The organism is Opitutia bacterium ISCC 52, assembly GCA_014529675.2.
In the GTDB taxonomy this organism is placed as follows: Bacteria; Verrucomicrobiota; Verrucomicrobiia; order Opitutales; family UBA2995; genus UBA2995.
In genome coordinates this window covers 1234650-1248036 of record CP076040.1, presented here as the reverse complement: position 1 = coordinate 1248036, position 13387 = coordinate 1234650, and the positions used below count along the sequence as shown (strand labels likewise).

Annotated in this window: 13 protein-coding genes; 6 read left to right on the top strand and 7 right to left on the bottom strand. The window is 47.6% G+C overall.

Translation table 11 applies throughout. The features are described 5' to 3' along the window. The first annotated feature begins 13 nt into the window (after nucleotides 1-13). The 3 genes from GA003_05410 (at nucleotide 14) to ispH (ending at nucleotide 2583) form a co-directional block, all read left to right on the top strand. On the top strand, nucleotides 14-772 hold the full coding sequence (locus GA003_05410) for an energy transducer TonB (protein QXD29409.1): 759 nt from the start codon (nucleotides 14-16) through the stop codon (nucleotides 770-772). A 237-nt stretch (nucleotides 773-1009) separates the two neighbouring features. Next, nucleotides 1010-1549 carry a type II secretion system GspH family protein gene (locus GA003_05405; protein QXD29408.1) on the top strand — a complete coding sequence of 180 codons (540 nt, stop codon included), beginning with the start codon at nucleotides 1010-1012 and terminating at the stop codon, nucleotides 1547-1549. 167 nt (nucleotides 1550-1716) lie between these two features. After that, a complete protein-coding gene (ispH, locus tag GA003_05400; GenBank protein ID QXD29407.1) occupies nucleotides 1717-2583 on the top strand; it encodes a 4-hydroxy-3-methylbut-2-enyl diphosphate reductase in 867 nt (288 codons plus the stop codon). Here the strand turns inward: ispH and rdgB are convergent. The 3 genes from rdgB to GA003_05385 are packed head-to-tail and all read right to left on the bottom strand — an operon-like array spanning nucleotide 2580 to nucleotide 4932. Next, nucleotides 2580-3191, bottom strand: coding sequence for an RdgB/HAM1 family non-canonical purine NTP pyrophosphatase (gene rdgB, locus GA003_05395; GenBank protein ID QXD29406.1), 612 nt, complete (start codon nucleotides 3189-3191; stop codon nucleotides 2580-2582). The genes ispH and rdgB overlap by 4 nt on opposite strands. 2 nt (nucleotides 3192-3193) lie before the next feature. Beyond that, on the bottom strand, nucleotides 3194-4294 hold the full coding sequence (gene ribD / locus GA003_05390; protein ID QXD29405.1) for a bifunctional diaminohydroxyphosphoribosylaminopyrimidine deaminase/5-amino-6-(5-phosphoribosylamino)uracil reductase RibD: 1101 nt from the start codon (nucleotides 4292-4294) through the stop codon (nucleotides 3194-3196). Continuing rightward, nucleotides 4291-4932 (bottom strand): MBL fold metallo-hydrolase, encoded by a 642-nt coding sequence (locus GA003_05385; GenBank protein ID QXD29404.1) that lies wholly within the window; start codon nucleotides 4930-4932, stop codon nucleotides 4291-4293. The genes ribD and GA003_05385 overlap by 4 nt, the downstream gene beginning before the upstream one ends. A gap of 117 nt (nucleotides 4933-5049) precedes the next feature. Here GA003_05385 and leuB point away from each other — a divergent pair, with 117 nt between their 5' ends. Together leuB and alaS are read left to right on the top strand one after the other, a co-directional pair. After that, nucleotides 5050-6150 carry a 3-isopropylmalate dehydrogenase gene (gene leuB / locus GA003_05380; GenBank protein QXD29403.1) on the top strand — a complete coding sequence of 367 codons (1101 nt, stop codon included), beginning with the start codon at nucleotides 5050-5052 and terminating at the stop codon, nucleotides 6148-6150. Nucleotides 6151-6259: 109 nt separating this feature from the next. Then, entirely contained in the window at nucleotides 6260-8911 is a 2652-nt protein-coding gene (gene alaS, locus GA003_05375) for an alanine--tRNA ligase (GenBank protein QXD29402.1), read from the top strand. Between the two features lie 13 nt (nucleotides 8912-8924). On the opposite strand, the gene GA003_05370 is transcribed toward alaS, so the two are convergent. After that, the gene (locus GA003_05370; protein ID QXD29401.1) at nucleotides 8925-9251 is read right to left on the bottom strand and encodes an FmdB family transcriptional regulator; all 327 of its coding nucleotides are present in this window, start codon (nucleotides 9249-9251) and stop codon (nucleotides 8925-8927) included. 157 nt (nucleotides 9252-9408) lie between these two features. Continuing rightward, complete coding sequence (locus GA003_05365; GenBank protein ID QXD29400.1) at nucleotides 9409-10653, bottom strand: GTP-binding protein; 1245 nt, start codon at nucleotides 10651-10653, stop codon at nucleotides 9409-9411. A gap of 336 nt (nucleotides 10654-10989) precedes the next feature. Here GA003_05365 and GA003_05360 point away from each other — a divergent pair, with 336 nt between their 5' ends. After that, nucleotides 10990-11538, top strand: coding sequence for an NUDIX hydrolase (locus GA003_05360; GenBank protein QXD29399.1), 549 nt, complete (start codon nucleotides 10990-10992; stop codon nucleotides 11536-11538). A 13-nt stretch (nucleotides 11539-11551) separates the two neighbouring features. On the opposite strand, the gene GA003_05355 is transcribed toward GA003_05360, so the two are convergent. Both GA003_05355 and GA003_05350 read right to left on the bottom strand, forming a co-directional pair. After that, nucleotides 11552-12190, bottom strand: a complete 639-nt coding sequence (locus tag GA003_05355) for a phosphoribosylanthranilate isomerase (protein ID QXD29398.1) — start codon at nucleotides 12188-12190, stop codon at nucleotides 11552-11554. Continuing rightward, nucleotides 12187-13287 (bottom strand): DegT/DnrJ/EryC1/StrS family aminotransferase, encoded by a 1101-nt coding sequence (locus tag GA003_05350; GenBank protein ID QXD29397.1) that lies wholly within the window; start codon nucleotides 13285-13287, stop codon nucleotides 12187-12189. The genes GA003_05355 and GA003_05350 overlap by 4 nt, the downstream gene beginning before the upstream one ends. Nucleotides 13288-13387: the final 100 nt, after the last annotated feature.

Sequence of the window (13387 nt, the reverse complement as noted above, 5' to 3'; positions counted from 1 at the left end):
GAAGACTGATAGCATGAAAAAGCGCTTCTCCCCTATTGGGTTGTTTATTTTCCTGTCGAGCTTCGGCGTTCAATTGAGCGCGGAAGACCTCGAAGGCTTTTGGAAATATTCAGAAGAATCCATTCAGGAGATCACTGATTTCACACTCGAGTCTAGACGAAGCGGAAAATCCTCAGGAGACAGCTCGGCAGCTGAAATCAGTGACGCCTATCGAAATCACATACGTCAATTTTCAATCACTGGGGACAACCGGATACACATCCAGCTCATCCAATTCAAACGCAACGACGATCCTTATCCCAAATATTTTCGCAGCTTTCGCTTCGACTACGAAGCAAAGGACAACCAATTCTCTATTAAGAGTGGCGAGAAGGAGATCTTTTCCGGACATATCGAGGACAATGTTTTACACATCCAAGATTCCTCTTCTGGTTCAGTCCTCAAAATGGTTCCCCTCACGGCTAGCGAGGTACCAACCATAAGCGAAGGCAACTTCAGTCAGCCCAAACTAGATCGCCAACCCAAACCTAAAAAAATGGCGACCCCAGAGTATCCACCCAATCTTGAACGACAAGGAATCGGAGGTGTCGTCCAGCTTTCATTTTATGTGAATGTAGACGGAAGCACTTCTGAAATAAGAGTCCTCAGTTCCCCACACCCAGGGCTGGAACGGGCAGCGATCGACGCGATTCTCGAAAGCACATTTCACCCAGGACGAGCCAACCGGAAAGCAGTCCGCACGCACGTCAAATTGCCTATTACTTTCAGGTAGTTGATCAATAGTCTGGAGATGGGTCATGAGAGGATCAGCGTTTCTGATTCAAAATAGTCACGTAAAGCCGCACTCCTATCCTTTACATAAACTAGAGGGTAACCCTCAGGTGGCATTTAGGTAAACGGTACTTTTTGTAAAGTATTTTTAAAATGATGTAAATTAAGACAGCTCTATCGTCTTACCCAACAATCTAGTCGGATAATTTCGCCCAGGATATAAATTGGAAGTTGGGGTATGAAGAAAAGGGATGTTAAGGGATTTACGTTAGTGGAAGTGATAATGGGATTACTGGTATTCTCCATTCTAGCTACATCAGCTTCAGTCGCTTTCGTGCAAACGCAAAAGCTGGCACACTCAAATGTGATGCACAATACTGCTCGAACGGTGCTTCAAGGATACGTGGAGCAGATAAAGGGCGTACAATACCATAAGCTGATAGAAGTTCTGGAGAACCCGGAGACTCACCCGATTCCCACAAAAAGTATATCTTCTTTAACAGAGGGTGACGAAATCCAGATTGATGATGTCCTAAGTCTAAATGTGGAGAACCATAAGAACATCCTGCTCGATATCATCGACAACGGTAACGGGGAATTTGAATCCCATACCATGGATTTATTCGTCACACCAACTGCTACCAATATTATCAACTCCGCTGGCATCGAGGTCATAGAGTTCACTTTAAACTATCGTTACGAATCACTCTTCAAAGGCATGGGAGCTACTCACGATGGATCAGTCCGATTTATTAAAACCTCTGTTTCGGAATTTTAGACATGAAAAATACGCTTAAAAGTCCCCTCTTCCCCAAAAGCTGGCCAGTCACAATACGAACAGGGCCCTAAACTTGATGGCTTCTCTTTCAAGTTTGGACGATTTGGAATAATTCAATCGATCAGTGGTCGTTGACAAAGTCGAACTCCGCTTCAAGAAGGGAGGGTATGAAAGTCATCCGATCTCAGAGCGCCGGTTTTTGCTGGGGCGTAGAAAGAGCCATTGACATAGCCGCAAAGTTTGCAAACGACGGCCGCCATCCCGTTTACACAGACGGTCCGCTCATTCATAACAAGCAAATGATGGATCGCCTGACTCAGAAAGGCATTCGTGAAGTAGGCGACTACCAGAGCAAATCGACAGTCGAAGTTTCGCACGAAGAAAAAGACGAACCCATCATGGTCGTTCGTGCCCATGGAATTTCCCCAGATCGTCGAAAGTACCTCAAGAATCTTGATATGGAATTCCGCGATGCGACTTGCCCGGATGTGGGCATCATCGCTGGCAAAATCAGACTCCATGCCAAAAAGGGCTATTCAACCGTCATCTTTGGCGATCCTCAACACCCAGAGGTTATTGGTTTGATGGGGTATACAGAGGGGAAAGGTCATGTGATACAGACCAAAGAAGACATCGACAATCTACCGAAGTTTGGCCCTGTCTGCCTGGTTTCTCAATCGACCATGTTCACCCATGAGTTCGAGGAGCTATCTCAGCATCTAAAAATAAATAACCCGGAAGCTGTCATCATGGACACCATTTGCGGAGCCACCAAAGAACGCCAAACAGGTGTTGTCGAACTAGCAGCCGAAGGAGCTGAGGCCATAGTGGTGATAGGAGGCAAACATTCAGCAAATACACGGAAATTGGCCTTACTTGCTCGTCAGCAGAAGTTGCCTACTTACCACATCGAAACCTGGGATGACCTGGACCTTGACGAGATAATTAACTTTGAGAAAGTTGGTGTAACGGCAGGAGCGTCCACTCCCGATTTCATTATCAATGATGTCTGCAAGAAGCTGGAAGCCATTTAACTCGGCAGGTTTTCTCTCATCCAACTGACGAGTTGCTGTAGGGCCTTGGCCCTGTGACTGATTCTGGATTTAACGGTCCAATCTAACTCTCCAAACGTGCTGTCATATCCTTCTGGAATAAAAGCAGGATCGTATCCAAAGCCATTATCGCCAACAGACTCCGGAATCAGATGCCCACGGCAAATATCTGAAAACTGGGTGCGAGTGCCCTGATGATCTACCAGCACTAAACTGCAGGCAAATTGCGCGCCACGATTCTCTTCAGGAACACCTGAAATGAGCATAATCAACTTATCCAAGTTTGCAGAATCACTGGCATCCTCGCCCGCAAAACGGGCTGAATAAATTCCAGGTGCGCCATCCAGAGCATCCACTTCAATTCCACTATCATCAGCCAACGCATATTCTCCCTCACTCAATCGGTCAGCTAGAGCCATGACTTTCAAAGTAGCATTTCCGACAAAGGTGGATTCAGTTTCTTCAACTTCAGGCATACCACCTATAGCGGCCGCGCTTTTTACTTCTATGGGTAACTCCTCCCGCTCAAACATGGCAGACAGTTCCCTAACTTTGTGGTCATTATTAGTGGCTAAATAGAGCGTACTCATAGTTAAGAATAGTTGATAAATCCTCGAGTTAGTTGGTCGTCACCGAAGGTTCCATGCTGAACCTTTTCCAGAGAATAGGCATCGGACATTTGATCCACCGATTGTCCTCCCACAAATGCAGGTGCATCCGAGTCAGCCAAGAACTTGGGCGCTCGGTAGGCAAACAAGTAGTTCAGCTCTTGATTTCCGAGCAATTCACTCAACAAACCTGGGCCTCCTTCAAAATAGATTCCGTGGATGGATTCCTCACGGCATTTTTCTCTAAATCCTCTCCAAAAGGCTTCGCTTTTCAGTGGAAGTTTCCACACCCGGATCCCTTTAGATTCAAGGGCCTTCGGAACATCAGTCTCATCGCCGCAAACAAGAATCGTCTTCGAGTTAAAGGCATCATTATAAATCTTAAGCGTGTCGAGCTGCTCAAGGGTCCTAAGACGACGGTCAAAAATAAACCGAATTCCACACGTAACTGAATCTTCCAACCGGCTAGTCAAACTTGGATTATCGGCTAACGCAGTCCCAGATCCGACAGCAATAGCCGGAAAGTACCTGCGCCATCGCATAACATCCCCTCGTGCCTCCTCGCCTGTTATCCACTGAGAACTACCACTACGCGTAGATACTTTCCCATCCAAAGTGATAGCGGTCTTAGCAGCCAACAGTGGCTGTTCTTCCTTGGCACTAAAATTGAAAATAAGATTCAAATCCTCGCAAGGACCCTCCAATACACCGACCTCGGTTTCAACACCTGCATCATTGAGCAAGGCTATACCCCGTCCTTGATGCCTGGGATCTGGATCAATCGATCCTATAACAACCTTTCTAAGGCCGCTATCAATAATCGCTTGTGTACAAGGACCGGTCTTACCCGTACTGCAACACGGTTCCAGAGTCACATACATGACCGCATCGGCAGACGGGTTACGCCCCAGATGATTCAACACTTCAATTTCAGAATGCGGGCCGCCAAAGCGTGCGTGATAGCCTAGACTCACAACCTGCCCACCTTCTACAATGATCGCCCCTACCATAGGATTGGTCCCAGTGAGCCCCCATCCTTTCTTCGCCTCATCCAAGGCCATCTGCATGTAGCCTTCGTTCGTCATACCACGTCAGGTACGTAAGGATTCGTTGCCTTTTCCTGACCGACCGTCGTTGCAGGACCATGTCCGGAGAGGAGCTGGGTTTCGTCTGGCAAGGTGTATATTTGAGTCCGTATGGATTGTTCGAGTACCTCCATACTACCACCTGGCAAATCCGTGCGACCAATACTGCCCGCAAAAATAGCATCTCCAACCACGGCGAGCTTCATTGCCTCGAGGTAAAACAACACATTACCAGGACAGTGACCCGGCACATGGCGCACTTCCACCTGGTTCTCCAAAATCGTGAGCGGTTGTCCCACCTCGATCCAATGGTCGATCTTTACCGAGCTCAGGTCCTTGTTTCCACCCGCCAGGAATGCTCGCTGGGCCTCGGCATTTTCAAATAGCTCTTTATCATCACTATGCCCGTATACCGGCACACCTGCATCAGAGAATTTCGAAGCATCCCACATATGATCCCAGTGACCATGCGTGAGGTATAACGCCTCCAGCTCAAATGGCATTTCTTGCTTCGCTTGCTCCAACAATTCCCAGGTTTGCTCAGGGGCATCAAAGAGCACGGCTTTGTTCGACTCTTCATCGAGAAAGAGATAGAAATTGGTGCCTGCCATACCAAGTGCTTGGGAGAAAAACTTCATCTCTGTCAGATTGGGGACGGCCTGAGTCGAATCAATTGAAAAGACACTTAACAAGATCCTTGATTTCGCATCTCTTCCCTGAGAGTGTCCCTGCCTTTTCAAAGTCACTGATATCAAATGAGCACTCTTAAATTTGCTGTTTTACCGGGCGATGGAATCGGACCCGAGGTCATGAACGTAGCCCTCAATGTATTGAAGGTTGTTGCTGAGAAGCACCAGTTCGAGCTGGAATTCGAGCACGCTGATGTGGGCGGAATCGCCATTGATAACCACGGTGTAGCCCTCCCTGATTCAACCCTGGAGATTTGTAAGAATGCAGACGCCATACTGTTTGGCTCTGTTGGAGGCCCAAAGTGGGAATCTCTACCTCCTAAGGAACAACCAGAGCGCGCAGCCTTACTCCCCCTTCGCAAAGCTTTTTCACTCTTTGCCAATATTCGTCCAGGTCTGCTTTATCCTGAACTTACAGAAGCGTCTCCACTCAAGACGGATCGTATTCCCAATGGCATCGATATTGTCTGTATCCGAGAGCTCACTGGAGGCATCTACTTTGGACAACCCAAGAGTACTCAGGAGCTTGAGGACGGAGATATCGAAGCGATCGATACTATGGTTTACAAGAAGTCTGAGATCGAACGCATTGCAGATGTGGCGATTGCAACTGCCCAGTCGCGAGGCAAACGCCTATGCTCAGTAGACAAGGCTAATGTTTTGGAAACCTCTGTTCTGTGGCGCAAGACCGTCAGCGATTACGTCGCTGCAAAGGCCCCTGAGTTGGAGCTTTCACATATGTATGTGGACAACGCAGCCATGCAATTGGCCCGCGACCCTAACCAATTCGACGTCTTGTTCACTGAAAATATGTTTGGTGACATTCTGTCCGACGAAATGGCCGTGATATGCGGCTCACTCGGAATGTTGGCCTCCGCCAGTCTCGGGGCAGGCAAAAATAGTTTAGATCATCCGTTTGGCTTATTCGAACCTGCTGGAGGAACCGCACCCGATATTGCTGGCCAAAACCTGGCAAATCCTTGTGCCCAGGTCCTTAGTGCGGCTATGATGCTACGATACAGCTTTGGACTGGACGCAGCGGCCAATGAGATCGAAGCAGCCGTAGAATCCGCCGTCAAAGTTGGCACTCGCACGGGCGACATCGCTTTCGGAGGAAATGCAGCCTCCACCTCAGATATGGAAGCCGCAATTATTGCAGGATTATAAAAAATCTCCTAAAGCTTCTCCTCAGAATCCTAAAAACTGCGAGAAGCAGCATAATGTTGTCCTCTTGGACTGACTTTCACTGAGTACACCGCAGTCGATTTCTCTTATCATGACATCTTCAGAAATTCGCCAATCATTCCTGGATTTCTTCAAATCCAAGGAACACGAGATCGTTCCCTCAGCGCCGTTGTTACCGACGGCTCCGAATTTGTTGTTCACGAATGCGGGCATGAACCCCTTCGTACCCTATTTCCTGGGAGAGCGGACAGCCTTGCATACCCGCGTGGCAGATACACAGAAATGTATCCGGGCAGGCGGAAAGCACAATGACCTGGAAGACGTCGGATTCGACACCTACCACCAGACTTTCTTTGAAATGCTCGGCAACTGGTCATTCGGAGATTATTTCAAAAAAGAGGCGATTGAATGGGCTTGGGAATTGCTCACCGAAGTATGGAAGTTCCCCAAGGATCGTCTCTACGCCACCGTTTACCAACCCGACGAAGGAGATCCGGCAAAGTTTGACCAAGAAGCCTACGATTTCTGGAAAGAGATTTTCGAACGCGAGGGTCTTGATCCGCTTGTCCACATTGTCATGGGCGATAAGAAGGATAACTTCTGGATGATGGGTGAGACAGGACCATGCGGTCCTTGTAGTGAACTTCACGTCGACTTGACTCCAGAAGGAGATACGAAGGGTGCCTTAGTAAACAAGGATTCACCGCTCTGCATCGAGATTTGGAACTTGGTATTTATTCAGTTCAATGCAACTCCGCTGAGAACCTTTGTTCCATTGTCCTCGAAGCACGTAGATACTGGGATGGGCTTCGAACGCGTCTGCGGTATCATGGGGACTACCAAAAACTTCACTGATTTCAGCGAAGCGCCCAGCAACTACAATTGCGATCTATTCCAAGAGATATTTGATGAGCTGAGCAGTCTTTCAGGCAAAGAATACAAAGCCACCCTTCCCGAGTCTGCAGAGAATATGTCGGACCAGGAATCGGTTGATGTGGCATTCAGGGTCATCGCAGATCATATTCGAACTTTATCCTGTTCCATTGCAGACGGAATACTGCCCGGCAACGAAGGCAGGAACTATGTGCTTCGCCGCATCCTGCGACGAGCCATCATGTTTGGTAATGGATTGGGACTGAAAACAGGATTCTTCGAAAAACTAGTTCCCACAGTAGTGGATAAACTGGGACCTGTTTACCCTGAGCTCGTTGAACAAAAAGGAGTCATTGAACGCGTCATTCGTTCAGAGGAAGAAGCGTTTGGAAAAACGCTCGATCGCGGACTGGCATTGCTGGATCGAATCACACAAGAAGCCGGAAATCAAATTTCCGGGAAAGCAGCGTTTACACTCTACGACACCTACGGATTCCCCTTGGACCTTACCCAGCTTATTGCTCGTGAAAAAGGCCTAACCGTCGATTCAGATGGCTTCGACAAAGCCATGAAGGAGCAGCGCAAACGATCCCAGGATGCCCAAAAGAAAAGTGTGATCGAAGTGGTCAGCGATTCTGACGAAGAAGCTACTGATTTCGTAGGCTTCAACATCAAGAATCTAAAGAACTACGAGACCACCGTGCAGAGAGTCATCAAACAAGATGGCCAATCATTAGTGCTACTGAAGCGAACCCCTTTTTATGCTGAAATGGGCGGTCAGGTTGGAGATACCGGATTGCTGCAGGCCGGAGCAAAGAGTTTCAGAATCAAAGATACCACGCGTGATTCCCATGGTCATATTCTGCACAGAATAGAAGAGGATGTAGAATTTGTAGTCGACGAACCCGTAATCGTCAGTGTGGATCGAGAACGCCGATTGGCTATTCAACGTAATCACTCGGCTACCCACTTGATGCATCACGCGTTGAGAGAAGTACTGGGAACTCATGTGCGTCAGGCCGGATCATTGGTAACCCCATCGCGACTCCGTTTCGATTTCAATCATTACGAGGCTGTAACTTCAGAACAACTGAAGAAGATCGAACGTATAGTAAACGAGCTGATCTGGGAGAATGGGCTCATCAATTGGTATGAAGTACCTTACGACGAGAAGCCGGACAATGTAATCGCTCAATTTGGCGAGAAGTACGGAAACGTTGTTCGTGTAGTTGATATTGGTGAATACTCACTTGAACTTTGCGGTGGCACCCATGCTCGTGCCACCGGAGAGATAGGCTTTTTCAAAATTCTTTCTGAGTCGGCAATCGCTGCAGGAACTCGACGTATCGAAGCTATTGTCGGAGACAGCTCTTTCAATTTTGTCGAAGAACAAATAGGATCTCTGCATGAGATCTCCACGAAACTAGCCTGCCCTCCGAACGAAATCAGCAAGCGCCTGGAAAACCTGCTTAAGGACAAGGCTGCCCTGGAAAAAGAGCTTAAGAAGTTTCATCAAAAAGCTTCGGCTAACGAAGCAACTGATTTGGCAGATTCTGCCCAGGACCGCGAGGGACTCAAATGGGTGGTCGAACAAGTGCAAGTCGCCAACCCGAATGACCTAAGAACGTTGGCTGTTCAAATCTCCAAGTCTATCGAAGAAGGCGTCGTTGTTCTCGGGGGTGTATTTGGTGATAAGGTAACCGTTCTGGCCCTTTGCTCCAAAGGTGCGATTGACGCCGGACACAAGGCCGGAGACATCGTGAAATCCTTAACTGGAAAACTCGGTGGGTCCGGAGGCGGTAAGCCCGATTTTGCAATGGGCGGCGCAAAGGATGCCGAAGGATTGAAGGCGGCCCTGGCCGAGATCTAGTCGACCTCTTTTCTTATCCAACCTGGCTCCGAATCGCCCCAGTATTCAGGGTTTCGGGCAGCGCTTTATTGGTACCCGCGGACTTGAAATAATTACCCGTGAGTTTGTCCTTCTCGTATTTGGTAAAACCGGCTTTCTCGACGTTCTTGTTATCGAGCTTCTTTTCAATCGAACCGACCGTATGCTTCACACCGAGATTGGGCGGTTGCATAATTTTCACGATAGGCTCACCCGTGATCGGGTGCTGCTCCAAGGTCGGTTCAGACATGGAATGCTCAACTTCGAAATGCTCCCCTCTGGAGCCATCTTGGTTCACAACGCGGTAAGAATAAACAGGCATAGTTAAAAGGATGATAGGATTAAAAGGAGCGGCGAACTGCCTCTTTCACCTGACAAACCCATGCCATTAAGGGGCGAACATCAATTTTTGATCTCATGTTAAAATAAATTTTTAACAGTTCTTCACAATTCCGGATCCATCAGGTGATCGATTCAAGTCATGAAAAATCTTCTGATTGAAGCTGGCACTCGTCAAGCGCCGCCCAGATAGCGGCTTCATCCATACCAATCCCAATAAAAACGATCTCCTGGCGCCGATCACCAAAAGGCTCCTCCCAGGTTTTCAGAACTTCCTCGGGGAATTGATCTTTTTTCACTTGGCCTTTCTCAAAGCGAGTAGCCCACCAGTCACCGATAAAATCACACCGATTCACATCACCAGCAATCGATAGCAGTGCAACTTGTTCTGCACGCTCTGCAATCCAGGCAAATCCCTTTACACGAAGTAGGCCTGCATGCTGCTTCTCTAAGAAAGCACTCAGCTTAGGAGCTTTGAATGGGATACGGCTTCGATAAATGAAGGTACTCAACCCATACTTGGTCGCAAAATCGGAATCTCCATCAGCCTCAGCACCCTCAAAGCTGGAAGGATTCATCATAGACTGATTTGTCACTGCATCCTGCGGAGCAAAGCTCGGTGAGTCAGAATCTGATTCGTGCTCCAATTCCTGTGTCCAGCGAGGCGCACTAATCGTGTCCTCCATCTTAAAAGCGCGGCTGTTTAACAAAGCAGAAATGTCGGTTTCGCTCTGAGACACCAGTATGGTTTGGGCGCGAGCATTGAGTCCGGCAACAATACTGATCAATTGAACTCCTTCTTCCTCGGTGATCAGATCTTTCTTATTGAGAAGGACATAGTCGGCACATTCGATTTGCTCAACCATCAGCTCAAACACCGGTTGCTCATCATCCGGGCGAATCATTTCTTTCGATGTATCCGAACTGTGGATGCGCTTCCACTCCTTGATAAAAAGAGCACCATCAATCACAGAGACCAATGCATTAATAGGAGCAATATCCGTCACCTTTTTTCCAAATAAGTCTGGAGCATAAAGCGCTTGCAGAACCTGGGTGGGTTCGGCCACTCCGCTTGCTTCAATCACAATATGATCGGCCCCACTATTTTCAACGAGTTCTTGGACGGCTTCCGCCATATCCCCCTGAATGGAACAACAAATGCACCCATTCGACAGTTCGACCATTTGGGTCGCGGAATCATCGAGCTCCTTCAGCTGTGTCTTCACAAGAGACGCATCCACATTAATTTCCCCAACGTCGTTCACCAACAATGCGAGTTTTTGATCGCCGCACTCAGCCAGCATACGATTGAGCAATGTGGTCTTTCCAGAACCAAGGAAACCAGACAGTAGGGTAAGTGGAACGGGTTCAGAATTCGATTTCATGATGATAAGTCCCTGAGATAGGCAACACCTTACAAACTCGTCAATCTTGATGGGAATTATTTACCGATTAAGGCATCATCTTATCAGGCCTTTGGGGGTAATTAACCAAATCACACAACGGATTAGCGGAGGGCAAATCGCTAACCCCATGATCTCTATGCACATAACAGCCAAAGAGAATATCGGCAGCATTCTTGCACTGTTACTCTTGGACTATTGGCCAATATCCACAAACGGGTGCCGATCCATCGTGGCGGATCGGCACCACTCTTTTAATTTCAATTGAAATTCAGCGGAGGCCTACAACAATTGCTCATTTCACAACTGCTATCCTGAATGCCACGAAAAACTAAATACGAAGGGAAATGGCTTAATTTCTACGAAACAACGTTCACCAACTCATCGGGTGAATCGAGGGAGTGGGAATATGCCGCACGAACAGGTTCAGACGGTGCAGCCGTCATTATCGCAGTTGTATCAGATGACATTCCAAATGTGGTAGTCATCAAACAATTCCGCCCACCCATAGACAATTATGCTTTGGAGTTTCCCGCAGGCCTCATTGATCCAGGTGAATCGATTCAAGCAGCTGCTACTCGCGAGCTGGAAGAAGAAACAGGTTATTACGGGGAAGTAATCCAAGTGGGTCCCCCCATCTATAGTTCACCGGGTCTCACAGATGAATTTGTATCCATGGTGACCATCGATGTAAAAGGCCAAGCCGAGACGAGACACGAACCGGATGAGAACATTGAAGTATTCACGCTTCCACTACCGACCTTGTTGGTCGAACTGAAGCGAATACAAGCAGAAGGCTGTCTGATTGATGCAAAGCTTTGGTCATTTGCCCAAGGGCTTGATTGGAATCCAACAGGGAATAAGTAGGCCCTGTTTTCGACTAGGCTGAAAGATTGCCAAAAAATGCTCTGAGCTTGTCTGCGCTTTTGATTCCAGGGCTCGATTCAAGGCCACTGCTGACATCCACTATATCAGCTTCAGACTGATTAACCGCATCTTCGATATTGTCTGGATTTAATCCCCCGGCAAGAATCCAGGTTTTTTCAGGGTAATCATTTTTTAACTGACGAAATCCCTTCCAGTCTCCGGTCTTTCCACTTCCACCGAATCCATTTTTTTGAAAGGTATCCATTAAAAAGTTATCCGTGTAATCAAAAAGAGATTCTGGGAATAACGTCTCAGGAGGAAGTTTGGGAGCGAGCCACAATCGATCGCGGCCTACTAACTCTGATAGCTCCGCCAGATATTCCCCCTCATGGACATCAGAGAAATGAATCTGGAAAAAATCAAAGCCTGCCGAAACATATCGCTTAACCTGATCCATGTCTGGACGCACATCCACGACCACTCGAAAGCTGTCCGTCAAAGAGGCATTCAATGAAGTAAATGCTTCAAGATCGATTGAGCGAGGTGACTTGGAATAAAGAATGAAACCAAGGTAGCTTGCTCCAAGGGAAAGAGCTAATTGCCCATCCTCTGGCCTGGTGATGCCGCAAACTTTTACCCGAGGGGTGTTCATCCCTGAAATGAGTTAACCGTTTCGATGACATAGTCTACCTGCTCATCGGTCAATTCAGGGTAGATTGGCAAATTAATAATCTCGCGGCATGTCTGCTCGGACACCGGAAAATCCCCCTCCTTATAACCAAGACCTTCGTAAACTGGCTGCAAATGCAAGGGCCTTGGATAGAATTGGCCTGTGGCTACACCTGCTTCAGTCAAATGCTGGACAAACGCTTCTCTCTCAGAGTGACACACAGAAAATTGGTGATAGACGCTCTGAGCATTCTCAATCACAGGTGGCAGTTGAAATCCTTCGAGTTTAAAACCGCTCAAATACCGCGCAGCAATCTCACGTCTGCGAGCCGTCCAAGCTTTCAAATATTGGGCCTTCACTTGAAGCACTGCGCCGGCGAAACCTTCCATCCGATAATTGTAGCCAACATCCGAATAGGTATAGCGATCAGGCATTGCATGATTTCGCAATAAGCGAATCTGATCACAGGTGGCCTTATCCTTGGAAACACATAAACCTCCTTCAGTAAGACTCCCCAGATTCTTAGTGGGGTAAAATGAGAAAGCTCCGCAATCGCCAATCAATCCAGTAGCTTGACCTTGGTATTCCGCTAAGTGGGATTGTGCACAATCTTCAATAATCTTCACATTATATTTTCGGCCCAACTCCATGAATGCATCCATGGGAGCTGATTGCCCAAACAGGTGAACGACAACAATCGCTTTCGTCTTCTCCGTAATCGCCGCCTCCACTTTCTCTGGATCTAAGATATAAGTTTCCGGATCGATATCAGCAAAGACGGGAATCGCTTTTTCATAACTGATGCACCAGGACGAAGCCATAAAGGTAAACGGCGTAGTGATCACTTCATCTCCTGGATAAACACCACAGGCTCGCACACAGAGATGTAGAGCTGAAGTACCACTATTTACCCCAATAGTTTCTTCAGCACCCATAAGCTCGGCAAATTGCTTTTCGAACTTATCAACCTGGTCCCCAAGAATGTACTGTCCGAAATCCAGCGTCTCTTCCAGTGCCGCCATCAACTGTGGCTTTAATTCCTGATGGGTCTGATGAAAATTTAAAAATGGAACGTTCATTATAAACTTAGGTTTTGAACCGCAGATAAACTCAAATGACCGCAGATTATTTGATAAAGTTCAAAGCCCTTCTCACATCTGTGTAAATCTGTGTTCATCT

Excerpts from the sequence above, each read along its gene's own strand:
- GA003_05405 (QXD29408.1), top strand. The coding sequence starts at position 1,010 with ATGAAGAAAAGGGATGTTAAGGGATTTACGTTAGTGGAAGTGATAATG.
- GA003_05365 (QXD29400.1), bottom strand. The coding sequence starts at position 10,653 with ATGAAATCGAATTCTGAACCCGTTCCACTTACCCTACTGTCTGGTTTC.
- GA003_05355 (QXD29398.1), bottom strand. The coding sequence starts at position 12,190 with ATGAACACCCCTCGGGTAAAAGTTTGCGGCATCACCAGGCCAGAGGAT.
- GA003_05350 (QXD29397.1), bottom strand. The coding sequence starts at position 13,287 with ATGAACGTTCCATTTTTAAATTTTCATCAGACCCATCAGGAATTAAAG.
- GA003_05385 (QXD29404.1), bottom strand. The coding sequence starts at position 4,932 with ATGAAGTTTTTCTCCCAAGCACTTGGTATGGCAGGCACCAATTTCTAT.
- ribD (QXD29405.1), bottom strand. The coding sequence starts at position 4,294 with ATGACGAACGAAGGCTACATGCAGATGGCCTTGGATGAGGCGAAGAAA.
- GA003_05410 (QXD29409.1), top strand. The coding sequence starts at position 14 with ATGAAAAAGCGCTTCTCCCCTATTGGGTTGTTTATTTTCCTGTCGAGC.
- rdgB (QXD29406.1), bottom strand. The coding sequence starts at position 3,191 with ATGAGTACGCTCTATTTAGCCACTAATAATGACCACAAAGTTAGGGAA.
- ispH (QXD29407.1), top strand. The coding sequence starts at position 1,717 with ATGAAAGTCATCCGATCTCAGAGCGCCGGTTTTTGCTGGGGCGTAGAA.
- GA003_05370 (QXD29401.1), bottom strand. The coding sequence starts at position 9,251 with ATGCCTGTTTATTCTTACCGCGTTGTGAACCAAGATGGCTCCAGAGGG.
- leuB (QXD29403.1), top strand. The coding sequence starts at position 5,050 with ATGAGCACTCTTAAATTTGCTGTTTTACCGGGCGATGGAATCGGACCC.
- alaS (QXD29402.1), top strand. The coding sequence starts at position 6,260 with ATGACATCTTCAGAAATTCGCCAATCATTCCTGGATTTCTTCAAATCC.
- GA003_05360 (QXD29399.1), top strand. The coding sequence starts at position 10,990 with ATGCCACGAAAAACTAAATACGAAGGGAAATGGCTTAATTTCTACGAA.